This is a genomic window from Streptomyces sp. NPDC001933 (assembly GCF_042890955.1).
Classification (GTDB): Bacteria; Actinomycetota; Actinomycetes; order Streptomycetales; family Streptomycetaceae; genus Streptomyces.
Genome location: NZ_JBIASS010000008.1, coordinates 186,094 through 211,405, shown reverse-complemented (window position 1 = coordinate 211,405; position 25,312 = coordinate 186,094). Strand labels below are relative to the sequence as shown.

Sequence of the window (25,312 nt, the reverse complement as noted above, 5' to 3'; positions counted from 1 at the left end):
GTGCGCGCGAACGACCTGTAGCCGTTCCTGACCTCGTCGGCACACCCGGAACCGGGCATCGATACGGCCGGCGGGTGGGCGACACGCCACATGCGATACGTGTCCCGCACCGCCCCGGGATCACGCATTCCGACCAGGCCGGCCGCTGCACGGATCGCTTCAATGATCAGTTCGGACAGCGAAGCACTGAGTTTCCCTCTGGCCACAGCAGCAGGGAAGGAGCCGTCAATTCATGGTCACGATGCCGACCGAGCTCATCCACCAAGGCCATCGTCGATTCAGGGAAGCCACCGCCCTCCTCCGCAACTGGCAGGATTCCGTCCAAAGCGGCGTGATTTCGCCGCACAAAACTCCCGACGGAGACACGGCCGAGTGAAATAGGGAATTCGGGGCCGCGGCTGTGACGACCGGCGTCCGACCACCCCGCATTCCGCACCGCATCGCGCTCGTCGAGCTCCATCGCCCTCCCCTGAGACGCGCATCATCAAAGGAGGGGAGACATCGACGAGGAGTGGCGATGAGGTTGTCGTTTCTTGAACCCCTCTACGCGGAGCCGGGTCCGTTCGCCTCCGTGTACCTGGACACCTCCCGAGACGTCGAGCATCCCGAGCGAGCGATCGCGCTGCGCTGGCAGCGGCTGCGCGAGAGTCTGTCCCGTCAGGGCTCTGACCCGGCTCTGCTGAACGTACTGGAGGAGGCGGTCGGTGCCGATACAGCGGTGCCGGGGGTGCATGGTCAGGCCATCTTCGCCGCCCACGGCACACTCGTCCTGGACGGGGAGCTGCCCAGGCCGCCCGAACGCGACTCCGCGCGTTACAGCACCCTGCCGGACGCGATGCCCCTGGTCACACAGCACGTTCCGGAGATCCCCTACATGGCCGTGGTCGTCCACTACGGCGGCCTTCCGACCGCCGAGACCCACGGCTGGGTGACCCTGGAGGCGGAGACCGGCACCTGGCCCGCGTCCACCGTCACCCCGGGTGAGCGGCTGCACCGCAGGGTCGCGGTGGCGACCTGGCACCGCACCGCCCTCCGGCTCGGCCACCGGCTGGACGAACGGGCGCGGCGCGCCCATGCCGACGCCGTCGTCGTGGGCGGGGACGAGTGGGCGTGCAACGTACTGATCCGCCGCCTGCCGCACGCCCTGCGGGACAAGGTCGTACGCGTGGGCGGCCGGACCCCCACCGACACCGGACGCGCCCTGCTGGAGCCGCAGCTCGACGGCGTCTTCCGCGGCCGCATGGCCGCGCACGACCGGGAACTCGTGGACATCTTCATCGGCCGGCGCGCCCTGGACGGACCCATGGCGGAGGGGCTGGCCGCTACTGTCGCCGCCCTCCAGCGCGGCCAGGTCGCGGCACTGCTGCTGAACCGGCCGCCAGGGTCTTCGCTGCGGCTCTGGACAGGCTCCCGGCCCACTCAGCTCGCCCTGACCGAGGCGGAACTGATGTCCTTCGGCGTCCGGGCCCCGCGCGAGGAACGCGCCGACGAGGCCCTCGTCCGGGCCCTCGTCGGCACCAGCGCCGAGCTGGTCGTCGTACCGGAGAACGAGCTGAGGCTGCACGAGGGCGTGGGCGCTCTGCTGCGGTACATCGACCCGGGAACCCCGTCCTGACGCCGGCCCGCCGCGCCTCACGGTGGTGCGGTTACCGTCGGGCCCCGCGTCGTAGCGAGGGGTTGCGGATACACCCACCGGCGGACCCAGGGCACTCGTGCTCGCGGCGCTTGCTCAGCGCTGGGGCGTTCCCTGCATCCGTTCCTCCGCGACGTCCAGGGAATGGCGCACCGCACCCAGCGCCACGGCTCGCTCCCCCAGCGTCGACGCATGCACGGTGACCGGTACCAGGGCGTGGAGGTGCAGATGACGGCGGACCGGATCCAGCAGGGCGTCTCCCGCCCGGGACACTCCGCCACCGATGACGACGCGGTCCGGGTCGAGCACCAGCAGCATCGCGGCAAGACCGCGTGCGAAGCGGGCGGCCACCCGCTCCACGACATCGGTGGCGGCCCGGTCACCGGCCGCCGCCGCCTCGAAGAGCGGTGCGATGTCGTCCTCGTCGCCTGCCGGCGCGCCGGCCTCCAGGGCGAGCCGATGGATGGCTGCCGCCCCGACCAACCGCTCGAACGGTCCGGTGCCGTCGGAGGGGCGCGGTCCGGGAGGTGCGTCGGGGTCGGATGCCAGGTCGATGAAGCCCAGCTCCCCGGCGGCGGCCGAATGCCCGCGATACGGCTTGCCGTTGATGATGATGCCGCAGCCGATGCGCCGGCCCCACTGCACGAACACCAGGCTCTCGGCCTCGGCGTCGGCCCCCCGTCGCCGTTCGGCGAGGACGGCGAGGTTGACGTCGTTGTCGATGAACACCGGGCAGTGCAACCAGTCGCCGAGTCGCGTCACCGCGGGCAGCCCGGCCCAGCCGGGGATGCTCGGAGCCAGCAGTACCTCGCCCCGGTCCCGGTCGACGATGCCGGGCGTGCCGACAGTCACCGCCCACAGGCGGGACAGCTGAACTCCCGCCTCGACGACCGCCGTCGTCAGTGCGGCGCGAACGGTGTCGAACATCTGCCGCCCGTCAGTGCCCGCGTCCACCGCTGCACGGTGGACCGTCAGGACCCGCCCCGCGAGGTCTGCGATCGCCACCAGCACCTTGTGGGGCCCGATGTCTATCCCGGCGACGTACCCCGTCTCGGCACGGAACCTGGCGTACTGGGCCGGCCGTCCGGGCTGCAGCGAATGGCCCGTCGATGTGAACTCCACCAGGCCGCGGTCCCGCAGGTCCGCCAGGGCTCTCGTCACCGCGGGCCTTGACAGCCCCGTTGCCGCGGCGAGGCCGCTGACGCTGGTGGCGGCGGAGTCGGCCTCCCGCAGCGCCGCCAGGACGGCAGCGACGTTCATCTGCCGAAGCACATGCGGCCCGTTGGCCGCTGCTCTCCTGGCTGCCATGTGCGTCCGTACCCCCGCCCTCCCCGCTGTCGTGCTGGGCACTCTACCCAGCCGATCCACAACGAGCGGTCCGGTGTATTGACGGGCTCCAGCACCCGCCTCCATATTATCGAACGCTCCATTAATAATCCCTCTCTGATGGGCTGCCAATGAGAGAACCGAGATCCTGGGCCGCCGCGTTCTTGGCCATGGCCCTTGCCGCACTGGCCACGGTCCTGGGCACTTCCACCACTACTGCAGCCACCGGGACCGGAGCCGCCGCGGTGACCTCCGCCGGCCGGCCCGCCTTCGCCACAGGTCCGGCCAGGGCAGCGCTCGCACGGCTGCTGCCGCGCCACGTCTCCCAGTTCACACTTGTCCCGGTGAACCGCCCCGAGTCCGGCGACTACTTCGCCGTCTCCGGCAGCGCCGGCGATCTCCGTGTCCAGGGAACCAGCCCCGCCGTGATCCTCAGCGGCGTCAACTGGTACCTGAAGTACACCGCGAAAGCCGACCTCGGATGGCCTGGCGACAGCACGGCGAAACTGCCCCGCACACTGCCCGCCCCCGCCGGCACCGTCCGCAAGGACGCCTCGGTGCCACACCGCTTCGCGCTCAACGACACCGACGACGGCTACTCCGGCGCCTACCGCGACTGGGCCTCCTACGAGAAGCAGATCGATCTGCTCGCCCTGCACGGCGCAAACGAGGTCTTCGTCCAGATGGGCGCTGACGCCGTCTACTACGAAACCCTCCAGGACTTCGGCTACTCCAAGGACGAACTCCGGTCCTGGATCCCCGGCCCGGCACACCAGCCGTGGTGGCTGATGCAGAACATGTCCGGCTTCGGCGGCCCCGTCTCCGAGCAGCAGCTGAAGGGCCGCGCGGAACTCGGCCGCAGGATCGCGGACCGGCTGCGCCAACTCGGCATGACCCCGGTGCTGCCCGGCTATTACGGCACCGTTCCGCCGCGGTTCACGGAGAAGAACCCCACCGGACCGGTCGTCCCGCAGGGCGGCTGGGTCGGCTTCGACCGGCCCGACTGGCTCGACCCGCGCAGCCAGATGTTCCCCGAGGTCGCCGCCTCGTTCTACCGCCACCAGCGCGAACTCTTCGGCGACTCCACGATGTACAAGATGGACCTGCTCCACGAGGGCGGGCGGCCGGGCGACGTCCCCATCGGCGACGCCGCCAAGGCCGTGATGAACGCGCTGCAGACCGCGCACCCCGGTGCCACCTGGACCCTGCTCGGCTGGCAGAACAACCCCTCCACGCAGATCATCGACGCCGTCGACAAGAGCAAGCTGTTCATCGTCGACGGCCTGTCCGACCGCTACAACGGCCTCGACCGGGAAGCCTCCTGGCACGGCGCGCCCTACGCGTTCGGCACGATCCCCAACTTCGGCGGCCACACCACCATCGGCGCCAACACCGCTGTCTGGGCCGAACGCTTCGACCAGTGGCGCACCAAGCCCGGCAGCGCGCTGAAGGGCATCGCCTACCTTCCGGAAGGCACCGGCGGCAACCCCGTCGCCTACGAGCTGTTCACCGAACTGGCCTGGCGTACCGGCCCGGTGGACCACAAGGCGTGGTTCGCCCAGTATGCGGAGCGCCGCTACGGCGGTGTGGACCCGCATGCCGCCAAGGCGTGGGAGCTGCTGCGCAGCGGCCCGTACAGCACCTCGTCCGGCACGTGGAGCGAGTCCCAGGACAGCCTCTTCACCGCACGCCCCCGGCTGACGGCGACCACCGCGGCCAGCTGGAGCCCCGGCGCGATGCGCTACGACGCGAGCACGGTGCAGCGGGCGCTGATCGAACTGCTGCAGGTCGCGCCCGGACTGCGCAACACGGACGCCTATCGCTTCGACCTGGTCGATGTCGCGCGGCAGGCCCTGGCCAACCACAGCCGGGCCCTGCTCCCGCAGATCAAGGCCGCCTACGACGCCAAGGACCTGCCCCGCTTCCGTCAGCGGGCCGCCGAGTGGAAGAGCGACCTCGCCCTGCTGGACGAACTCCTCGCCACCGACACCCGGTTCCTCCTCGGCCCCTGGCTGGAGGACGCCAAGTCCTCGGGCACCACGAAGGCGGAGAAGGCGGCGGCCGAGTTCGACGCCCGCTCCATCCTCACCACCTGGGGCGACCGCTCCGGCAGCGACTCGGGAGGCCTGCGCGACTACGCCAACCGGGAATGGTCCGGGCTGGTCTCCGACTTCTACGCCATGCGCTGGACCAAGTACCTCGACTCCCTCGACACCGCGCTGGCCACCGGCCAGGCACCGGTCCCCATCGACTGGTTCGCCGTCGAGAACGCCTGGAACCAGCAGCGCGACACCTACCCCGTCAAGGCCTCGGGCGCCCCGGTGGCACTGGCCACCGCGGTACGCGACGCCCTGCCCGCCCCGCCGCCCTCGGGACCGGTCACCGGCGCCGACGGCACGTGCGTGGAGGTCACGGGCGCAGACTCCGCCGACGGCACCGCTCTCCGGCTCGACCAGTGCGACGGCACCCCCGCCCAGACCTGGACGATCCCCGGCGACGGCACCCTGCGCGCCTACGGCAAGTGCATGGACGTCAGAAACGGCTCCACCGCGGACGGCACCGTCGTACAGCTCTACCAGTGCAACGGCACCCCCGCCCAGACCTGGACCGCACGAGGAGACCGGACCCTGCAGAACACCAAGTCAGGGCTGTGCCTGCACGCCGAAGGGGACGGCAACGACGGCACACGCCTGCTGATCCGGACCTGCACAGCAGGCCCCGAGCAGCACTGGAACCTCCCCGCCTGAACAAACGGCCAGTCGCACCGTCCACCTGCCGGGTATGCCCGTCGCCGCATACCCGGCGGGGCCACGGCCCCACCGTCTCCGGAACCTCACCCGCCGTGCTGTTGGGGAGGGACGACGCCGCCGAGGAGCGTGATCAGCTGCGCCAGGCGTGCGTCGAGTTCGCGGCCGACCTCGGCGATCTGCGGGTTGCCGTAGCTGTCGAACAGCAAACTGGGCTGGTCGACAACGAGTTTGGTGTCGCCGTCGGGGTCGGCGTAGATCAGGGCGGGCAGTGGTGTGTGCAGCGCGGCCGGCGCGTCCTCGCGGAACGCGCGTTCCGCGAGGACGTGGTCGCCCATGAGGTACTGAGTGGCCTTCCAGAGGGACTGCGAGCCCGCCATGAGGGCGCAGACGTCGCTGCGGTAGTAGCGCATGAACCCGTGGGGGCCGTTGATCTCTGCGAGTTCGAGCGTGGCTTTCCAGGAGCCCAATTGGTAGAAGCGGTGGAGATCGGCCTCCGGAACGAGGTTCTCGAAGTGCTCGCATGCCGCGTCGTAGGGGCGCGGGAGCGTCACGACGAGCCTCCGGGCGGGGTGGTCGATGAAGATGCTGTCCGTGGTCATGGCCGTACCTGTTCGTCGTCGGAGCGGACGAGTTCGACACCGTGGACGTCGACCGTGATGGAGGGGAAGTTGAGGTTGACGCTGTTGTCGGGGTTGCGGCGGAACATTCGTCGTCGTGTCGGCATGACCAGCCCGTCGAAGTTCTGGTGGTGGCCGGTGTAGTGGCCGACGAGGAAGCTGTTGTTGACCTCGGCGACGTAGTCCATGCGACGTTGCATACCGAAGGCGTCGTAGTAGAAGACCGCGTTCGGGCTGTGTGTGGCGATGTCGGGCGGGAAACGCACCTGTAGACGCCGCCATGTCTGGCCCGCCTCGTGCCACGGTTCGATCTCGCGGGCCCGCACGCCCGGATACGTGAAGAGGAACGGGCTGGTGAAGTAGTTCCAGCAGGCGTAGCCCAGGAAGTAGCCGAGGTGCGGAGCGTCCCAGGCGGTGTTCCGTAGCATCCCCTTGAAGGCGGCACGGGCGGGCGTGAGGGTCTCGACCGGCTCGCCGTCGAGAGTCTGCACAGTGACGCTGTCGGTGGCGGCGTCGAAGGTCATCTGCCACTCCGGGCGGGTGAACGGGGTGAACACAATGTGTTCTCTTGCCGTGTCGATCGTCAGAACCTGGTCGAAGCTCGTCCCCGGCGGCCAGCCTTTCAGCCCCCAGACCGGACCACCGATGGAGACTTCGGCCCTCAGACCACTCACGGTGTCCCAGACTTCTTTACCGCCGGCGGTGGCGATGGCCAGATCGAGGAGTTCAGTACTCATGACCTGGGTTCTTTCCCTGGCAAATGCGTATCAGAATCAGTGTCTCGCAGCGTAAGGGGCACGCAACTCAACGAGCCCGAGCCGCTCCCGGCAGATCAGAGCGAGAAGCAGGGGTCGAAAGCCCGTGCTCTCGGGATCCGGGGCCAGACCTTGTCTGGCCCACCACTGTCGGTGATGCTCCGAATCCGCGACGGCCGAGCCGAGCAGCTCGGTGGGTCGAGACGGGAGCATCACGGGGTGTCGGCGGTGAGCGCCTTCATGCTGTGGTCACCGTGGCGCCGCCGGGCAGGGTGGCCGACCGATGGGCGTGGAATTCCGCATAGGCAGGCAGGTCGGCCGGCTCGACCTGGAGCAGGCAGTCGAAGTTGCCGGTGATGTGGTGGCAGGCAACGGCCGACGCTCCGGCTCCTGGCCTCGTGCGCGCACAGCGGGCACCGACCTCACAGGAGGCACATCATGACCACCAGCCCCGAGCCCGGAGGCAGTCGGCCTTGGCTGCATCAGAAGGGTGCGGCCTTCCGGGTGAGCGAACCGCCCGAGCACGATGGCGACCATCGCCTTGATGCGCTCGTGCTGCGACGTCGTGCGGCCTGTGGTCGGATCGGGCGTCACGTTCCCGACCGTGAAGATACCGAACTGTATGGTTCTCTTCCTTCCGGCGACCGTGTGGGGTGGGGAACACCAGGCCCCCGGCGCACAGGCGTCATGACTGTGCGCGCACGGGGTCGAGCCCTTCAGCGCCGGTCTCGGGCGAGTCTGCGTCATGCACTGCCGTGCGTGGCGCATGGTTGCCGTCGGGGCCGGCTTCGGAGCCGATGCCCCGTTGCAGAGAAGGGAGTTCATCCATGGTGCATGAGCAGATCCTGGTGCTTGCCGCGACGGGCGGACAGGGCGGTGCCGTGACCGACGCGCTGCTCGTCCGCGGGGCCCGGATCAGGGCGATGGTCCGCGACCCCGACCGGAGCGCGGCGCGGCAACTGGCCGACAGAGGTGTCGAGGTGGTTGCGGGTTCCCTGAGCGATCCCGGGTCACTCTCCGCGGCCATGAAGGGGGTGGCCGGTGTCTTCGCGTTCACCACTCCCTTCGAGGCCGGTGTCGAGGCGGAGGTGGAGCAGGGGCGGGCGATCCTCGCCGCGGCGGCGCAGGAACGCGTTCCACATCTCGTGTTCAGCTCGGTCGCCGGGGCCGACCAGGACAGCGGGGTACCGCATTTCGAGAGCAAGGCACGCATCGAGGCGGAACTGGCCGCGGGCGATGTGCCGTACACGATCCTTGGACCGACCTACTTCTTCGACAACGCGCTCGGCGGAGCGCGGCGCATCCTCGACGGCGTACTCGATCTGCCGCTGCCGCCCGATCGGCCGTTGCAGCAGCTCGCCCGGCCCGACCTCGGCGCGTTCGCCGCGGACGTGCTGCTCGACCCCGCTCCCTACATCGGGCATCGCATCGAACTGGCCGGCGACGCGCCCACTCCCACGCAGATGGCGGCAGCGCTCGGCACGGCGCTGGGACGGGAGGTCCGCCACGAGTACGTCCCGCTGACGGCCATCGGGAATCCGGACATGCACGCGATGTGGACGTTCCTGAACGGACCCGGCTACCGCGTCGACATCCCCGCCCTACACGCCGCCCACCCGCAGATCCCCTGGACCGGCTTCGCCGACTGGGCGCGCCGCACCGTCAGGGCCGAGGGGCGCTGAACCGGCCGTCCGCAGGCCGACGGGTTTCATCGCCATCGCCCTTCAGACGGCTCCTCTCCGCTACTTGCCGTGTTCGACGTGGACCGCGAGCACATTGGGGTCGGTGTTCGTGAAGTAGGCGCCGCTGGCGATGTACGCCGTGCCGCCGCGCACGGCGAGCGAGGTCGGGTTCTCCAGGCCATCGGCGGCGGTCAGCACAGTGCTGTGGCTGCCGTCGGGCCTGACCAGGGCGACCTCGTTGTCCTGGTTCATCGCCGCAAGCAGGGTGTCACCGACGCCGGTGAACTCGATGTCGTCGATGCCGACCAGTCCGGTGGCCCGGGTCTCGATCCGCCCGGCGCTGCCGTGGCGCGTGAGGGGGATGCGCAGCACGGTGCCCTTGTCCAGGTTGGACACCCAGGCCGCCCCGTTGTGGATCTTGATGCCGTTGGCACCGAGGAATCCGGTGGGCCACAACTCCGGTGCGGCGGCCCACCGGATGGGCGTGCCGCCCGCGACCGGTACGCGCCAGACGGTGCCGAGTACCGAGTCGGCGACGTAGAGCAGGCCGCTGTGCCGGTCGATGGCAAGGCCGTTGGGCAGGCCGTCGGCCGGAAGGGCGGCGATGCGATGCGGGGTGCCACCGGGACGCAGGCGCCACACACCGGTCAGGTCGCTGGTACCCGTGGCGTACAGGAAGTACAGCGTCCCGTCGTGGGTGCGGACGACACCTCCGAGGAACGGCGAGGTCAGGGCAGGTGTGACGGACCCGGGCGGGGGTGTCGGCAGGGTCGCCAGAACGTGCACTCCGCCGTCGGGGGTGATGCGGGCGATCTGACGGGAGTAGGCGAAAGTGACGTCCGCGCCGCCTCCGGGCTCCAGGGATATGTTCTCCGGCCGCTGCCCGTCGGTGATGTTCAGATGCGCGACGAAGCGTACGTCCGGCCTCGGACCGGAGGCAGCGCTCGCCGCGCTGGTGACGGTGAGAGCAGCCGCCACGGCTGTGGCCAGCATGCCGGTCCGCGCCCCTCGCTTGGTTCTGGGCATGGTGTTGTTCCTTTCCGATGCGAAGACTCGACGTGTGTCGGGTCTCGATGTATGCCAGGACTCGACGTGTGCGTGTCACGGGGGCAAGCCGCCGCCGTGGGAACAGCGTGTCCGGATGTCAGGCCCTCTGCTGCGCGCTGCGCCACTGCACCGGCGACATCCCATAGGTGTCGCGGAACGTCCGGCTGAAGTGGGAGGGGTTGGTGAAGCCGCAGCGCGCGGCCACCGCCGCGATCGACCGGTGGGCAGCACCGGCACGCGCGAGTTCCGCGCGTGCCGCCTCCAGCCGGCGCGTCCGCACCCAGGCATTGACGGTGGTCCCCTGCATCTGGAAGAGCCGGTGCAGATAGCGCAGGGAGATCCTGTGCTGGTCGGCGATGTCCTGGGGGGTGAGTCCAGGCTCCTGCAACCGGTCCTGGACAGATGACGTGATCCGCTCCCACAGTGCCGACGTGGGCTTCCTGCCGACCTGTTCCAGGGCCAGGGTGCCCAGGATCTCCGCGGCAAGTCGGGCAAGTTCGCCGCGTCGGGTCGCGTCCGCCCGGACGGCCTCGTCGACGATCCCGCGCAGGACCGGCAGCAGCAGGGCTGCCGCGCCCTCCCCGGCGGCGTCCACCGCGGTGGCCGTCAGGGCGGCCAACTGACCTTCTTCCAGCCGGAGCAGGGCCCGGGGCATCATGAGGATCCGGGCCCGCTGCCGCCTCGGCAGTACTATCCGGAACGGGTACCGCGCGTCGTGGAACGCCAGGCTGCCGGGCCGCAGTTCGGCGGTGCGGCCTTCCTGTGACAGCAGTGCGGTGCCCTCCAGTTGCAGGCGGGCCAGGATGTGCGTGCTGGGGTCTGCGGCCACCGATCGGGCACTGCGCAGAACCTTCCCCGGGCCGAACTCCTCCGTGGCGATCTGGAGAGCGCCCAGGCGCTCGGCCGTCAGTTCGCCCTCCCACGGCCGACTGCCCTCGACGGCGACCTCGAGGTGTGCGAACACCTGTGACAGCGTGTGTTCCCAGGCGGCAACGCGGTCGCCGGGAGGCATGCCTCGGGTGGAGAAGGAAACCCCCTCGCCGGGAACGGTCAGCGATCCCGTCAGCACGGCGCGTCTCCCACCGCGCGGCGCGCACGCTCCCGGTCGAGCCAGTCCGTGGGAGACAGGCCGTAGGACCTGCGGAAGGCCCTGCTGAACCGGGCTGGACTGGTGAAGCCCCAGCGTCGGGCGACCTGACCCAGACTGACTGATTCCGCTGCCCGTACGGTGAGTTCCCTGCGGCACTCGTGCAGGCGTTGCTCACAGATCCACTGGCACACGGTGGTGCTCTCGGCCTCGAACAGCCGGTGCAGATAGCGGACGGAGATGCCGTGGGCGTCGGCGACGGCCCGGGGGGCCAGCCCGGGGTCCGACAGGTGCCAGCGGATGAAGGTCTTGATCCGCAGGCGCAGGACCGGGTCGGCACCCGGCAGGGCGGCGGGATCCTTCTCCAGCCCGTCCGCCGCGGTGGCCGCCATCAGATCGATGACCCCCTCGGCCAGTCGCTCGGCCACCGGCGTCGCGTATGCGTCGGAGGTGTCCGCCAGTCGTTCCATCAGGGGAACGAGCAGCGCGGGCAGACCGCCGCTGGGGCGCACTGCCCGCGCGGTGAGCTGCCGCAGCTCGGCCTCCGACCGTCCGAGCAGGGCCCGCGGTACCGCGTAGATCTTCAACTTGAAACGCTCGGGGAAGGTGGTGCGGAACGGCCGGACCGTCTCGAAGAACCCGATGTCACCGGCCCTCAACTCCGTGGTGCGGCCGTCCTGTTCGACCTGCGCACGGCCGGTGCTCTGGACCGCCACGAAGACGTCCCGCCCATCGCCGCGGGCGATGAGGCGCGGCGACCGGTGGACGCGGCCCGGGTCGCATTCCACCGTGGTGATCCGCAGGTCCCCGAGGCGGTCGGTGCGCAGGGCCGCGTCATAGCTACGGCCTTCGGTGGCGATGTCCATCCCGACGAGGGTCGCGAGCACGGCGTCGTGCCAGAAGGCCAGGCTCTCGCGCGACGGAACCGAGCGGGTGCTCAGGACCCGGGCTCGTGAACTCGCGACGGGGGCCGGACACCGGCGTCTGTTCTCCGTGGAGCCGATTACGGTTGGCATGCTGTGAGCATGGTGCGACGGTGCCGGTCGGCGCATCAGTCGGTCGACTGGTCACCGGCCCGTACCGCCCGCTTCAGCGCAAGCGGGCCCGCAGAAAGTCGCCACCGGTCATGAGAGCTGCCCGAGTGGGCGCGCTGTCGTGCAGGGCGTGCAGAGCCACGAAGTCGTGGATCGTGCCGAGGAACCGTACGGCGGACGCCTCGACGCCGGCCGCGCGGAGATTCCGCGCATACTGCTCGCCCTCGTCCCGGGCCACATCGGCCTCGGCCGTGACGACCAAGGCCGGAGGCAGCCCCACCAGGTCCTCCCTGCCCGCCCGCAGGGGTGCGGCGGTGGGCTCGTCGCGCAGAGCCGGGTCCGTGACGTAGCGCGCCCAGTACGCGCGCAGCGCCTGGCGGGTGAGGAGATATCCGGTGGCGAACCGACGCTGCGAGGCGCTGTCGCAGCGGGAGTCGGTGAGCGGGTAGTAGAGCAGCTGTGCGCCGATCCGTGGCCCGCCCCGGGACTTCGCCAGCATGGTCACCGCGGCGGCCAGTGTGGCTCCGGCGCAGTCGCCGGCCACCGCCAGCCGGCGTGCGTCCAGACCGAGTTCGTCGGCCCGGGCGACTGCCCAGGCCAGCAGGGCGTAGCACTCCTCCAATGCCACGGGATAGCGGGTCTCGGGGGTACGGCTGTACTCGGGGACGACGGCGCACACCCCCGCGCCGTCGACGAGTTCGCTGATGAGGCGGGCGTGGGTCTGCGCCTCGCCGAGCGTCCACCGGCCGCCATGGAGGTACAGCAGCGCGGGGAGCGGGCCGGTCGCACCGGCCGGGCGGACGGTCCAGTACCCGACCAGTCCGGAGGGGCCGACGCAGGCCACGTGGTAGGCCGCGTCCACGTCGAAGTCCTCGAAACGGTTCACCTGGGTCTCCCGCAGCGCCTGCCGTGCCGTCTCCGGCCCGAGGTCGTCGAGGGACGGAGGCGTGGCGGACGCGGCAACAACGCGCTGCACCACGGGGTCGAGGAGAAGGGTCGCGGGGGATTCACCGTCGGCCCGGTCCCCGAAGACTCCCGGCATCACGCACTCCCCTCCGGTCGGGCAGCGCCGCCGGTCGGCAGGTCCGCGCGGAACCGGATGGGCTGCGCCTCACTTCTCCTCAAGGAGATCACGCAGTTGCTGGCGGCGGCTGATGCCGAGCTTCGGGTAGACGTTGTACAGGTGGGAGCCCACGGTACGCGGCGAGAGGAAGAGTTGTTCACCGATCTCACGATTCGAAAGGCCGCGCGCGGCCAGCAGGACGATCTGCCCCTGCTGTGCCGTCAACTGCTCCAGCAGAGCGGCGGTGTCGGGGGTGGGTGCCGCTCCGCTGGCGCGCAGCTCGCGGGCCGCGGCCGCGGCGAGGGCGCCCGCGCCGAGACGTTCGGCGGTTTCCAGCGCGGTGGTCAGCTGCTGACGCGCCTCACGTATCCGGCGGCAGCGCCTCAGCCGGATGCCGTAGTTGAGGCGGACATGGGCTCGTTCCCACGGCCACCGATCCGCCTCGTGGTTGACCAGCGCGAGTTGGAAGTGCTGCTCGGCGTCCTCGTCCGGGTCGACCAGGGCGGTGGCATGGTGCAGGAGCAGCGTCATTCTGGTGCTCGGGCGCTCCCCTTGTTCCGCCCGGACCCGGGCCAGCACCGGCACGGCCTCTTCGGACCGGCCGGTCCGCTGGGCCGCGACCGCGAGTTCCGCGATGCTGCGTGGCGACAGGACGGGATGCAACGGCGAGCCGTCGGCGGTGAACAGCTCGCGCAGATGCCGCCATCCGCCGTCCCAGTCCCCCAGCGCGATGGCAGCGAGTCCACGGGCGCGCAGCAGGCGTGCGTGGGTGGCCCGATTCTCGTCCAGGCAGACGGCACGCCAGACCGAGGGATTGAGCCGGGGCTCCGGCGGAACGGTTCCGCGGAGCGCTTGCAGGGCCAGAGCCTGCGCGTGGAGATCCGCTCGGAGGCGCGGCAGTCGCAGCACCGCGGCCTCGGCCTCCGCTTCCCGGATCAGGGTCTCGGCCTCCGTGAACCACCCGATACTCATGAAGGTGTCCACGAGGGCGACGACGGTCCAGCCTCGGATGCCGAAGGCACGAGCGGTCCGCAGCTGGGCATCGGTCTCGCGTAATTGCCCCAGGTACACGTCCGCCTCGTCCGCGAGGCAGGCCGCCGCCAGGGCCGCCGTCCGGGAGGCCCATGTGTACGGGCCGTCGAGCGGCGCACCATGCGGCTGGCCGGGCCTGACCGGCGCGCCTGTGGTGTTCTGCGGCCGGATCACCGCGGTGACCAGAGTCTCCAGTGCCCGCTGGGTGTCCGGCCCGGCGAGGTGGCCCAGAAACCCGGTCACCGGAGGCCGATGCCGCTCGGCACGGCCGGTCTCCCCAGCAGCGTCCGATTCTCCGGCAGGCTCGGTCGCCCGGGCAGGAGCGGTCCTTTGGGCAGGGGCCGTCTTCCGGGCGCGGTCGAGCAGCTCGGACAGGCCCGCCCGGTGTTCTGGCAGGCCGGACTGGACAGCGATGCCGCCGGCCACCGCCGTCACCGCGAGCGCGACGGATCGGCCGACCGCCGGAAAGTGCTCCGAGACCTCGACCAGCAGGTCGAAGGCTTCCCGTTGGGCGGACTCCAGCGACATGATCGAGGCCAAGGCACCGGCCGCCGCGCAGACGAGCTCCGGGTCCCTGAAGTCCCTGACGACCCGGTCGTGCAGGTCTCTCACCCAGCCCGGATCTCCCACCGCATGCGCTGCCACCACGGCCTCGGCCAGACGGCGTGAGCGCTCCCGCCGCCGTGGGCTGAGCCGGGCCGCCTGCTCCAGGGCGCGCGCGGTGCCCACGACGTCCGCGTGCCGCCACGCGGAGTCCTCGAGCAGGGTGGCCACGGACTCGTCGGTCCGCAGGGTGGCGGCGGCCAGGTGGTGGGCCCTGATCTCCGGTCGCGCGACGGTCCCGGCGAGGTCCTGCCGGGCCTGCTGCCGCTCGCCTGCGGGATGCCGCGAGTAGGCGGTCACCCGCGCCAGCGGATGCCGGAAGACCAGACGGTCCTCGACCAACGCGACCAGACCGGCCGCCTCCGCCGGGGCCCACACGGCGAGGTCGTCGATGTCCAGAGCGGCCATGAGAGTGGCGACGCTCTCCCCGGGTCCCGCGGCAGCGGCGTACAGCAGGGCCCGTCCGGTCGCGGGAGGCAGCGCGTCGAGTCGTGCCGCGAAGGCGTGTGCCGTCGGCGGGTGCCCCGCCGGGGCGCCGCCGGAGCCGGCTCCTCCGGCTCGGAAGGCCGTGGGCACGCGGCGGCTCAGTTCCACGAGGGCCGCAGGATTGCCTTCGGCTTCCTCCAGGATCTCCAGCCTGCGCCGACCGGTCGGCGCCGTCGGCCGGCGATCCAGCAGCGCCGCGGCCGATGTGGCGCTCAGCGGGCCCAGATGCAGGCTCTCCATGACGGGTGGCAGGCCGGGCGGGGGCACCTCACCGCACGCGGAGAGCAGAACCCTGAACGGGCGGCCGGTCAGAAGCCGGATCCCCGCGCAGAGCGCGTCGAGGAAGGCACGGTCACAGGCGTGGATGTCGTCCACGCACACAAGCACGGGCCGAGAGCCGGCCAGTCGGTCCAGCAGGACCAGCAAGGCGGCCCGCACCTGCGCGTCGTCCGGCCCGCCGTCGTGGGTGACGGGGTTCAGCGCGGCGCTCAGTACCTGGCTCTGCTCGGCGGGCAGGCCGGCCAACTGATCCAGGACCGGCGCCAGCAGTTGCTGCAGGCAGGCGCGAGCGTGCCGGTGGTCCGCGGCCCAGCCCTGCGCGGACAGTACGAACATCCCGTCGTCGTCGGCCAGTTCCCGGGCGTGGCCCAGCAATGTCGTACGACCGATCCCCTCTTCCCCGAGGAGCAACAGGGCCTGCGGGCCGCCGGGCTCGCGCGTCACGCACCGGAGGATGCGCCCGATCTCGTCGTCCCTCCCCAGTGGACGGGACGACGCCGTGCCGCAGGACGATCGGCGGGCGATTTCCTCGCCGACCGCCGACCGGGACGGGGGGACCTTCATGCGTGTACTCCGGACCTGCTCGGCTGCCCACGGGTGTGGACCTGTTTCCTGGCCGAGTCCATGGTCGGGGGAACGAGATCACGACGCTTCTGTCACATGACCAGTCGTCGCCGCCTCCGGTTCCGGCCGGCACCAGGGCCGCGGGCGGTGGCTCCGCCCGGACTCCGGACAGGCGGCCGTACGGTGGATCACCGGCGGTCGGCCGTACCCGCGGCTCGCGCACGTCCGGGGGTTCCCCGACTGGCAGGATGACCAGGACATGATCACCGGCTGGAGGAGAACGTCCGTGGTGCACATCGGTCCCGGTTACCCCGCCGATCCGGGCATCCTCGGCAGGACCACCGAGCTGTCCCGTATCGAGGCGCTGCTCGGGGCGGTCGACGGCACCGCACCGCAGGTGCTGGTACTGGTCGGGGAGCCGGGGGCGGGCAAGAGCACCCTCGTGGACTGGACTGCCGAGCAGGGCCGGGCCCGGGGTCTGCGGCCCCTGCGGGTGCGCGGCAGCGAGGGCGAGGCCGGGCTGGGGCTCTCGGGTGTCCACCAGCTCCTGCATCCGCTGCTTCCGGGTGACACACTGCCCGCCCAGCAGCGGGAGGTGCTCGACCGCGCCTTCGGGATGAAAGCGGCGCACCACGAGGCAGCTCTCGACCAGATGTCGCTGTGCATCGGTGTGCTCGCCCTCATCGCGGACGCCGCCACGCGCCAGCCACTGCTCCTGCTCGTGGACGATGTCCAGTGGCTCGACCTCGGCTCGGTGGACGTACTGGGCTTCCTCGCCCGGCGCTTGGAGGGCAAGCCCGTGGTGTTGCTGCTCGCCTCCCGCGAGGAAGGCGTGCCGGCCCGCTTCGACCGGGACTTCCCCCAGGTGCCCGTGGGCCCGCTGACCAGGGCAGCGGCGGGCCTGCTGCTGAACGCCCAGCCGGACCCGCCCCGCGGCAGGGCCCGCACCCAGATCCTCCAGCAGGCCGCCGGTAACCCACTGGCCCTGATCGAGCTGCCCCGGGCCCTCGCCCGGGGCCGGACCGGCACGGGCCAGGACGGCGGTGCCGCGCTGCCGCTCACCGCACGCCTGGAGAACCTGTTCGCCGCCGACCTCCCCGGCCTGCCCGAGCCCACGCGTCGGGCGCTGCTCCTGGTCGCGGCCGCCGGCACCGGGCAACTCGCCGACCTTCTTCGCGCCGCCCCGTCGTTGGACGTCGTCGAGGCACTGGACCCCGCGGAACGCGTCGGACTGGTGCGGATCGAGAACGGCCAGGTGGTGCTGCGCCATCCGCTGGTGCGCTCGGCCGTCTACCAGGCGGCTTCCTTCGCCGAGCGCCGGCAGGCCCATCTCTCGTTGGCCGCCGCTCTCGCCGGGGAACCGGACCGCCGTGCGTGGCACCTGGCCGCCGCCGCGGCGGGCCAGGACGCAGACGTCGCCGACGCCCTGGCGGAGAGTGCCGAACGGGCGCGTGCCCGGGGCGGGTTCGCGGCGGCCGCTGCTGCGCTGGAACGCGCCGCCGATCTGACCCCGGCACCACGCCTGCGCGCACGGCGCCTGCTGATGGCCGCCCAGGCGGCCATGTTCGCCGGCCATCCGCAGTGGGTCGGCGAGATCAGCGGCCGGGTCGGCGACCTGACCGAGGACGCCCGGCTGCGCGCCGAGGCCTCGCTCCTGGGCGGGTGGGCCCTGGGCGTGACGCTCCGTCATGAGGAGGCGCTGGCGCTGATGCTGGGTGTCGCCGAAGCCACGGCCGCCTCGGTCCCGGACCTGGCGCTCGGGACCCTGGCCACCGCCGCGACGTCCGTGTACAACTCGGGGACACCGTTCCACCGGGCCGAGCTGCGGCGGATCGGCGCCCTCCTCGACGACGTCGGCAATCCGGCCGCGCTCGCCTGGTCCCAGGCGGTCATCGGCCCGCACCGCCAACGGGCTCGGCTCCTGGACCTCTTGAAGGACGCGCTGGCCGCCATGTCGCAGGACTCCCTGGCGGACCTCACGGCGCTCGGCGGCACCACCTGGATCCTGGACGAGACCGAGCAGGCCGTACGCATTCTCGGGCGCACCATGGATGTCATACGGCAGGCCGGCAGCGCGGGCACGAACGCGACCGTCATGCAGGCGCTCGCCCTCGCCCTGTTCGAATGCGGTTCGTGGACGGCGGCCCAGGACGCTGCGGACGAGGCGTTCTGGGCGGCGACCGAAGCGGGAGCCGACAACGTGACCCTGGGCTCCTGCATCCTCCAGGCCACCCTTCGCGCGCTGCGGGGCGACCACGCGACCGCGCGGACGCAGGCCCTGGAGGCCGTACGAGGCGTCGACCTGCGCAGGTCCCTGAGCCTCCAGGTCCGGCACCGGCACGCGCTGGGCATGGCCGCCTTCGTCGCGGGGGACCACGCCGACGCCTATGAACAGCTGCGCGCCACCTTCACCCGCGACTTCCGCCCGGTGCCCGTCCACTATCACGCCTCCGTCTACCACCTGGGCGATCTGGCCGCCGCGGCGGTCCGTGCCGGACGGAGGGAAGACGCGCGCACCGTGGTCGAGGCCGTCGAGCACAGCCTGGAGCCCGACAGGTCGCCCCGGCTGGCCGCCATCCTCCACCGGGCCGCCGCACTGCTGAGCGACACCGAGGACGCCGAGCGGCGCTTTCGCGCCTCCCTGGCCGACCCCGCCACCGACTGCTGGCCCTTCGAAAAGGCGCTCACCCACCTCGACTTCGGCGAGTGGCTGCGCCGACAGCGGCGCAGTGCCGAGGCACGCCCGCACCTCGGCGCGGCACTGGAGTGCTTCCAGCGGCTCGACGCCCGGCCCTGGACCGACCGCACCGCCGCTGAACTGCGGGCGGCGGGCGCCCCGGCAGCGGTGCCGACGACCACGCGTGCCGCGAGCGAACTCACCGCACAGGAACGGCAGATAGCCGAACTGGGGGCGCAGGGCCTCACCAACCGCGACATCGCGGCCCGGCTGTTCCTGTCCCCCCGCACCGTCGGCTACCACCTGCACAAGATCTTCCCCAAGCTGGGAATCCGCTCAAGGGCACAACTCCGCGACGCCCTTGAGCAGAGTCCGCCGCAGTGACGGGATGCCGGGCCGAGCAGCACCCCGTACGCACCGCGCGACGGCCGAAACGGACCGCGTCCAACTGCCGCCCGCGGCTCAGCGACGACAGCGTCGGCTCCTCCCGCGGGAGGAGCCGACGCCGAGTTCACGCCTGCGGCCTGACCCAGGGGGCGTCGGAGGCCGAGAGGCGGTGGGCAGCCACGGATGTCACCACCAGCAGCACCAGGGTCAGGACCAGGACCAGGACGAGTCCGGAGTGTGCCAAAAACACGGCGCCGGCGAGGGCTCCGAGGAATATGGCCAGTACGGACAGGATCCGCCGGCCCGGCCTGGGTGCCGCCCCGCCCGCCCGGGTGGAATCCGCGGCCAGGCCCGTCAGGGTCAGGGTCAGCACGGTCGTGGTCAGGTCCGGGACCCCGAGGCGCCTGGCGGCCGCGTTCTGCAGCCCCATGGCGAGGCCGAGGAGCACGATCAGCGCATAACGAACCTCGGTGGTCACGTTGTTGTGCGAGACCATGGCCGTGATGACCGCCCCGGCGACGAGCAACGACTGAAGCGCTGTGGCGAAGGTCAGCAACCGGCCTCGGTGCTCCGCGAATCGGGTGCCGAAACGGCCTCCCACCAGCGCGCCGACGAGGAACGCGGCCATCGACACCACGGAGGCGAGCACGGACAGGCCGTCGGCACCTGCCAGGGCGAAGCCGAGGAACACCACGTTGCCGGTCATGTTCGCGACGAAGACGTGGCCGAGCCCCAGGTAGCTGACGGCGTCGACCAGGCCGGTCGCCACCGTCAGCAGCAGCATGAGCGGTGGCAACGGGCCGTGCCTGTCCCCCTTGGGCGGAGCCAGCGTGTGGGCCGCGTCAGTCAGCAGCCTGCGCATACCGAGTTGTTCCTTCCTTGACCGAGGGACGATGCAGCAGCACACGGGTGAGCAGTCCGGTCACCGGGCCGGCGACGATGGCCACGACCGACAACCACAGGGGCCAGGGGCTCAGCCCGAGAACGTGGTCGGCCGACCAACGGCCTGGTCCGGTGAGGGCCAGGACCGCGGAAGCCGCTACGAGGACCATGGGGTACTCGTAGCCGTCGTTCTGGACCCAGAGCCCGTTGTGCCGTTTGACGGTGCCGGCGACCGTCATCACGCCCATGGCGACCATCGCCGCCGCGGGAGTGAGCAGACCGGCCGCGAGGAACAGACCGCCGCCGATCTGGCTGCCGCCCGCGGCGAGCGCGGTGAGCCTGCCGCCGCGGAAGCCGTCGTGGCGGAACTCCTCGGTTCCACCTGCCAAGCCGTTGCCGCCGAGGCGGAAACTGACTTTCTGTACTCCGTGCCCGGCGATGAGGAGCCCCACCACGAGCCGGAGCACCAACAGTCCCGTTTCCATTCGTCCCTACCTGTTCCTGACGTTCCGCCGATGCCCAGGTGAAGGGTCAGCCGGCCGCGTGGGCACCGATGACGGCCTGCGCGTAGACCAGCCCCAGGCCGTACGCCCCGCCGTGCTCCTTCACCACCTCCGTGACGGGGACGTACGTCTCCGTCCGCGCCCAGTCGCGCTGGAGCTCGAGGAGCACCTGCACCCAGGTCACCGGAAACGCGCCGCCCTGGACCATGCGCTGGATGGCGTGCTCGTGCGCCTGCGGGCTGACGCCGCCGGACGCGTCCGTGACGACGTAGACCTCGTAGCCCTGGGAGATGGCGGACAGCGTGGGCAGCACGACGCAGACCTCGGTCCACAGCCCGGCTATGACGAGCTTCTTGCGGCCCGTCGCCTTGACGGCCTCGACGAAGTCGGTGTCCTCCCAGGCGTTCATCGTGGTGCGGTCGATGATCTTCCGGTCAGGGAAGACATCGGCCAGCTGCGGCAGGATCGGACCCGAGAAGGACTCGGCGGCCACGGTGCTCAGGACCACGGGAACGTCGAACACCCTGGCCGCCTTGGCCAGGCCCACGGTCGAGTTGATGATGGCGGTGCGATCGCCGCTGCCGGTGCCGAAGAACATCTGCGGCTGGTGGTCCACGAACAGCACGGCGCAGTTGTCGGGGGTCAGCAGATCGGGGCCGGGGGCGGCGGTGACTTCGGAGATGTTGACCACGAGAGGGCCTTTCCATGAGTGATGTGATCGCGGACGGGCGTCCGCTGCTGAGCGAAGCCGTCCGTTCGACGGCGCGCAGTGGGGGGTGGTGTCCTGGAAGGAGCGGCTCGTGAGTTCGTGGCCAGGCCACCCCTGGTGGATCAGAGCGAGAAGCAGGGGTCGAAGACCGTGCTCCCGGTATCCGGGGCCAGACCTCGTCGGGCGCGCCACTGTCGGTGCTGCTCCGACTCCGCGACGGCCAGCCCGAGCAGCTCGGCCTGGCGGGCACCCGACGCCCCGGGACCTGGCCTGGACTGGTAGCCACCGAAGTGCGCGACCGGACTCCATTCGGGACTGACCGGCGGCAGTTGCTCGTCGAGGCCCTCGTACTCGGCGGCGGCGTGGACGATCCGGCCGCCGACGACCGTCAGCAAGGACTCGATGTGCGCGATGTCCGGCTCGGGCACGGCGAAGTAGTCCTCGGACAGGACCGCGAGGTCGCCGAGGAAGCCCGGACGCAGAACGCCCTTTACGTCTTCTTCGCCGGTCAGCCGGGCCCCTGCTTCGGTGAACATCGACAGCGCCGTCTGCCGGTCGACGCGGTTGTGCGGCGGGCGCATGACCAGGTCGCCGACGGTACGGCCGGTGATCAGCCAGTGCAGGGCGATCCACGGGTTGTAGGTCGAGACCCGGGTGGCGTCGGTACCGGCGCCGACAGTCAGACCGCGCTCCAGCATGGCCCGGATCGGCGGGGCGTCCGCCGCGGCACCGGGACCGTAGCGGTGAACGAACGCCTCTCCTTGGAAGGACAGGCGGTTCTGCACGGACATGGCGCCGCCGAGTTCCGCGATGCGGTCGAGGCTGTCGGCGGAGACAGTTTCCGCATGGTCGAACAGCCACCGGTTTCCGGCCGGGAAGATTCCCTCAGAGGCCAACTTCTCGAATATTGCGAGATCGCGTCGGATGGTGTCGTCGTAGGTGGCGTGAAGCCGAAACCCCCAGCCGTTCTCCATGAGGAGACGTACGGCCTTTTCGAATTCTTCCTCATAGCAAGTACCAAGTTCCGGACGCGGCTGGGCGAAGTTCTCGAAATCTGCTGCCGCCCAGGTGAGATTCTCTCCTGCACCGTTGAGGCGGAGCCATTCGTCACCGTCCTCGGGACGGGCCATTTCGATCCAGCGGGCGAGGTCGTCTATTTCCTGCCCCGCAGTCTGCGGGAAAAGATGATAGGCAATACGCAGTGAAAGTTCACCGGCCTCGGCCAGTTCGACGACCGTGCTGTAGTTGTCGGGAAAATTCTGGAATCCCCCCGCTGCATCGATCGCCGATGTGAGCCCGAACCTGTTCAGCTCCCGCAGGAAGTAACAGGTGGAGGTCTTCCTGTCCTCGCCCTCCAGCACCGGGGCCTTGGCCAGAGTCGAGTAGAGAATCAGAGCACTCGGGGCGGCCAGCAGCATCCCCGTGGGCTCACCGCCCCGGCCCCGTACGATCTGACCGCCCTTCGGATCGGGGGTGTCCCTGGTGTATCCGGCGGCCTTGAGCGCAGCCCGGTTGACCACCGCCGACTGGTACAGGTGCAGAACGAACACCGGCGTGTCCGGCGCGACGGCATTCAACTCCGCGACGGTCGGTAGCCGGCGTTCGGCGAACTGCTCGGCCGACCATCCCCCCACCACCCGGACCCACTGGCCCTTCGGCGTGCGGGCCACTTGTTCACGCAGCATGGACAGGCCCTGGCGCAGCGTTCGCACCCCGTCCCAGCGCAGCTCCAGCACGTAGTTGAGCCCACCCCGGATGACGTGCAGGTGGGAGTCGTTGAGGCCAGGGATCATCCTGCGGCCGAGGGCGTCGACCACCTTCGTGGCCGGGCCGACATGGGGAGCCACGTCCCGGTCGTCGCCGACGACCGTGATGACGCCGTCCCGTATGGCGATCGCTTCGGCCTGCGGTCGCCCCGGGTCTCCTGTGTGGATCTTCGCGTTGCGGACCATGAGGTCTGCGGGGTTGTCGGTGTTGCTGGAAACCAGCCCACCGACCGGCATCGTGGACACCTTTCGACAACCTCCTGCGGCATGAGCAGCGCCGATTTCCATCTACATCGACTTCCGAATGTGGTCACAGCGGTGGGCACATGGAATCGGCCGAACGGTAGTCAATGCGTCTGCGCTCCACCGAAATGAATCCCGGGCAGGCCTTCCGTGCGATGCGCAGCACCGACTCCTGGATCCCGTAACCGCTTCGCCGCCAGGCTATTTCGAGTCGGAGCATCCATGTGTTCTGACAGTGCACAGCATTCGTTCCGACAGTGCACTGAGCCCCGATCCATGCGCTGCTAGGTCAGCTCCGATGCACTGACGGTCAATCTCCGCCGCCGTCACGGTTTAGCGTTACGATCGGCGGCCCCGGGGATCCCGCGTCTGGCCCGGAGAAGCCCCACCGGAGAGCCGGCACATAAAATGAAACTCAGGAGACTCAAATGTCGGACGTTGTAGAGCCGGTCGCGCCCGTGCTGGAGCCGGCGGCAGCTGCTTTCGCCGAAGCGACGGCCAATCCGCCCTATCTGTTCGACCTGCCACCCGCCGAGGGCCGCAAGGCGGTTGACGAGGTGCAGTCCGCAGAGACCGAAAAGCCGCGGATCGACGAGGAATGGGTCACCGTCTCAGGCGGTCCGACGGGCAGCGTCCGCGCACGCATCGTGCGCCCCGTCGGTGTGACAGGGACCCTGCCGGTGATCCTCTACATCCACGGCGCGGGCTGGGTGTTCGGCAACGCCCACACCCACGACCGCCTCGTACGCGAACTCGCCGTCGGCGCGAACGCCGCCGTGGTCTTCCCCGAATACGACCTCTCCCCCGAGGCCCGCTACCCGGTCGCCATCGAGCAGAACTACACGGTCGCGAAGTGGGTCGTCCAGCAGGGCGCGTCCAAGAACCTGGACGGGGCGCCGCTGGCCGTCGCCGGCGACTCCGTCGGCGGCAACATGAGCGCCGCACTGACCCTGATGGCCAAGGAACGCGGCGACCTCCCGATCGTGCAGCAGGTGCTGTTCTACCCGGTCACCGACGCGAACTTCGACACCGGCTCCTACCACCAGTTCGCGGAGGGCTTCTTCCTGCGCCGCGACGGTATGCAGTGGTTCTGGGACCAGTACACGCCCGACCAGACCGACCGCGCCCAGATCACCGCCTCCCCGCTACGGGCCACCACCGAACAGCTCACCGGCCTGCCGCCGGCCCTGGTCATCACCGGCGAGGCCGACGTCCTGCGCGACGAAGGCGAGGCGTACGCCAACAAGCTGCGCGAAGCCGGCGTCCCCGTCACCGCCGTCCGCTTCCAGGGCATCATCCACGACTTCGTCATGCTCAACGCCCTCCGCGAAACCCACGCCGCACAGGCAGCCATCACGCTGGCCACCGACACTCTGCGCACCGCACTGCACACCGGCTGAACCGCGCTCGACGCCGACCTCCGAAAGCCCCGACAACAGGGAGAACACCCCCGCACATGAGCACGAACCCCACCCCCACAGCTGTTCTCGTACACGGAGCCTTCGCGGACGCCGCCAGTTGGACCGGGGTCATCGCGGAACTGCAGAACCACGGAGTCCCTGTGGTCGCGCCGCCGAACCCACTGCGCGGCCTGGCGTCCGACGCCGCATACATCGCGTCCGTGGCTGCTCAGATCAACGGTCCGGTGGTGCTCGTCGGCCACTCCTACGGCGGAGCGGTGATCTCCGTCGCAGGCGCTGCGGAGAACGTCGTCGGGTTGGTCTACGTAGCGGCCTATGTCACCGAAGAGGGCGAGAGTCTGGGTGAGTTGCAGGGCCGCTTCCCCCTCTCGCCGCTCGTCAGCAACCTCAAGGAGGCGGCGTACCCCGGGGAGGGGGCGAAGCCTGCCACCGAAGTCACCATCAGGGCCGACGCCTTCCCGGATATTTTCGCCGCCGACGTCCCGGCCGCCACCGCCGAGGTCCTCGCAGTGACGCAGCGTCCGCTGGCCACCTCGGCCTTCACGGAGACGGCCTCGACCGCCGCGTGGAGGACCAGGCCTTCCTGGGCGCTCGTAGCCGGCGCGGACCAGGCGATCAACCCCGAGGTCGAGCGCTTCGGAGCCGAGCGGGCCGGGGCCACGATCGTCGAGATCGAGGGTGCCTCTCATGCCGTGGCCGTGTCCCGGCCCAAGGAGGTCGCCGAACTGATCCGCGATGCGGTACGCGCGACGAGCTGACGAGGCGT

General features: G+C 70.5%; 20 protein-coding genes. 6 read left to right on the top strand and 14 right to left on the bottom strand.

The genetic code is table 11. The features are described 5' to 3' along the window. Window positions 1-166 precede the first annotated feature (166 nt). Window positions 167-460, bottom strand: a complete 294-nt coding sequence (locus tag ACFYY7_RS21425) for a hypothetical protein (protein ID WP_388663527.1) — start codon at window positions 458-460, stop codon at window positions 167-169. A gap of 57 nt (window positions 461-517) precedes the next feature. Here ACFYY7_RS21425 and ACFYY7_RS21420 point away from each other — a divergent pair, with 57 nt between their 5' ends. After that, complete coding sequence (locus tag ACFYY7_RS21420) at window positions 518-1,615, top strand: hypothetical protein (RefSeq protein WP_388663525.1); 1,098 nt, start codon at window positions 518-520, stop codon at window positions 1,613-1,615. A gap of 114 nt (window positions 1,616-1,729) precedes the next feature. On the opposite strand, the gene ACFYY7_RS21415 is transcribed toward ACFYY7_RS21420, so the two are convergent. Further along, window positions 1,730-2,893, bottom strand: a complete 1,164-nt coding sequence (locus tag ACFYY7_RS21415; RefSeq protein WP_388663524.1) for an ROK family transcriptional regulator — start codon at window positions 2,891-2,893, stop codon at window positions 1,730-1,732. A 197-nt stretch (window positions 2,894-3,090) separates the two neighbouring features. Here ACFYY7_RS21415 and ACFYY7_RS21410 point away from each other — a divergent pair, with 197 nt between their 5' ends. Beyond that, on the top strand, window positions 3,091-5,706 hold the full coding sequence (locus ACFYY7_RS21410; protein ID WP_388663522.1) for an alpha-N-acetylglucosaminidase TIM-barrel domain-containing protein: 2,616 nt from the start codon (window positions 3,091-3,093) through the stop codon (window positions 5,704-5,706). Window positions 5,707-5,792: 86 nt separating this feature from the next. Here the strand turns inward: ACFYY7_RS21410 and ACFYY7_RS21405 are convergent, their stop codons facing one another. The 3 genes from ACFYY7_RS21405 to ACFYY7_RS21395 form a co-directional block, all read right to left on the bottom strand. Beyond that, window positions 5,793-6,308, bottom strand: coding sequence for a hypothetical protein (locus tag ACFYY7_RS21405; RefSeq protein WP_388663520.1), 516 nt, complete (start codon window positions 6,306-6,308; stop codon window positions 5,793-5,795). Further along, entirely contained in the window at window positions 6,305-7,063 is a 759-nt protein-coding gene (locus ACFYY7_RS21400) for a hypothetical protein (protein WP_388663519.1), read from the bottom strand. The genes ACFYY7_RS21405 and ACFYY7_RS21400 overlap by 4 nt, the downstream gene beginning before the upstream one ends. A 256-nt stretch (window positions 7,064-7,319) precedes the next feature. Then, on the bottom strand, window positions 7,320-7,394 hold the full coding sequence (locus tag ACFYY7_RS21395) for a hypothetical protein (RefSeq protein WP_388663741.1): 75 nt from the start codon (window positions 7,392-7,394) through the stop codon (window positions 7,320-7,322). A gap of 514 nt (window positions 7,395-7,908) precedes the next feature. Here ACFYY7_RS21395 and ACFYY7_RS21390 point away from each other — a divergent pair. Continuing rightward, window positions 7,909-8,763, top strand: coding sequence for an NmrA/HSCARG family protein (locus ACFYY7_RS21390; protein WP_388663517.1), 855 nt, complete (start codon window positions 7,909-7,911; stop codon window positions 8,761-8,763). 60 nt (window positions 8,764-8,823) lie between these two features. Here ACFYY7_RS21390 and ACFYY7_RS21385 read toward each other — a convergent pair whose 3' ends face one another. The 5 genes from ACFYY7_RS21385 to ACFYY7_RS21365 all read right to left on the bottom strand — a co-directional run bounded on the left by ACFYY7_RS21385 (window position 8,824) and on the right by ACFYY7_RS21365 (window position 15,877). After that, a complete protein-coding gene (locus ACFYY7_RS21385) occupies window positions 8,824-9,789 on the bottom strand; it encodes a hypothetical protein (protein ID WP_388663515.1) in 966 nt (321 codons plus the stop codon). 118 nt (window positions 9,790-9,907) lie between these two features. Continuing rightward, window positions 9,908-10,822 carry a helix-turn-helix domain-containing protein gene (locus tag ACFYY7_RS21380; protein WP_388663740.1) on the bottom strand — a complete coding sequence of 305 codons (915 nt, stop codon included), beginning with the start codon at window positions 10,820-10,822 and terminating at the stop codon, window positions 9,908-9,910. A 50-nt stretch (window positions 10,823-10,872) separates the two neighbouring features. Beyond that, a complete protein-coding gene (locus tag ACFYY7_RS21375) occupies window positions 10,873-11,913 on the bottom strand; it encodes a helix-turn-helix domain-containing protein (protein WP_388663514.1) in 1,041 nt (346 codons plus the stop codon). Between the two features lie 73 nt (window positions 11,914-11,986). Next, window positions 11,987-12,973, bottom strand: coding sequence for an alpha/beta hydrolase (locus tag ACFYY7_RS21370; protein WP_388663512.1), 987 nt, complete (start codon window positions 12,971-12,973; stop codon window positions 11,987-11,989). Window positions 12,974-13,042: 69 nt separating this feature from the next. Further along, entirely contained in the window at window positions 13,043-15,877 is a 2,835-nt protein-coding gene (locus tag ACFYY7_RS21365; protein ID WP_388663738.1) for an AAA family ATPase, read from the bottom strand. A gap of 367 nt (window positions 15,878-16,244) precedes the next feature. Here ACFYY7_RS21365 and ACFYY7_RS21360 point away from each other — a divergent pair, with 367 nt between their 5' ends. Next, window positions 16,245-19,019 carry an ATP-binding protein gene (locus ACFYY7_RS21360; RefSeq protein ID WP_388663510.1) on the top strand — a complete coding sequence of 925 codons (2,775 nt, stop codon included), beginning with the start codon at window positions 16,245-16,247 and terminating at the stop codon, window positions 19,017-19,019. A 127-nt stretch (window positions 19,020-19,146) separates the two neighbouring features. Here ACFYY7_RS21360 and ACFYY7_RS21355 read toward each other — a convergent pair whose 3' ends face one another. The 4 genes from ACFYY7_RS21355 to ACFYY7_RS21340 form a co-directional block, all read right to left on the bottom strand. Further along, complete coding sequence (locus ACFYY7_RS21355; RefSeq protein WP_388663508.1) at window positions 19,147-19,884, bottom strand: YoaK family protein; 738 nt, start codon at window positions 19,882-19,884, stop codon at window positions 19,147-19,149. Continuing rightward, window positions 19,865-20,389, bottom strand: coding sequence for a DoxX family protein (locus ACFYY7_RS21350; RefSeq protein WP_388663506.1), 525 nt, complete (start codon window positions 20,387-20,389; stop codon window positions 19,865-19,867). Before ACFYY7_RS21350 ends, ACFYY7_RS21355 begins: the two co-directional genes overlap by 20 nt. Before the next feature lie 46 nt (window positions 20,390-20,435). Further along, window positions 20,436-21,098, bottom strand: a complete 663-nt coding sequence (locus tag ACFYY7_RS21345; RefSeq protein ID WP_388663504.1) for a hydrolase — start codon at window positions 21,096-21,098, stop codon at window positions 20,436-20,438. Window positions 21,099-21,238: 140 nt separating this feature from the next. Next, window positions 21,239-23,119, bottom strand: a complete 1,881-nt coding sequence (locus ACFYY7_RS21340) for an amidohydrolase (RefSeq protein ID WP_388663736.1) — start codon at window positions 23,117-23,119, stop codon at window positions 21,239-21,241. 434 nt (window positions 23,120-23,553) lie between these two features. Here ACFYY7_RS21340 and ACFYY7_RS21335 point away from each other — a divergent pair, with 434 nt between their 5' ends. Continuing rightward, complete coding sequence (locus ACFYY7_RS21335; RefSeq protein WP_388663502.1) at window positions 23,554-24,525, top strand: alpha/beta hydrolase; 972 nt, start codon at window positions 23,554-23,556, stop codon at window positions 24,523-24,525. Window positions 24,526-24,581: 56 nt separating this feature from the next. Next, window positions 24,582-25,304, top strand: a complete 723-nt coding sequence (locus ACFYY7_RS21330) for an alpha/beta fold hydrolase (RefSeq protein ID WP_388663500.1) — start codon at window positions 24,582-24,584, stop codon at window positions 25,302-25,304. The last annotated feature ends 8 nt before the right edge of the window (window positions 25,305-25,312 follow it).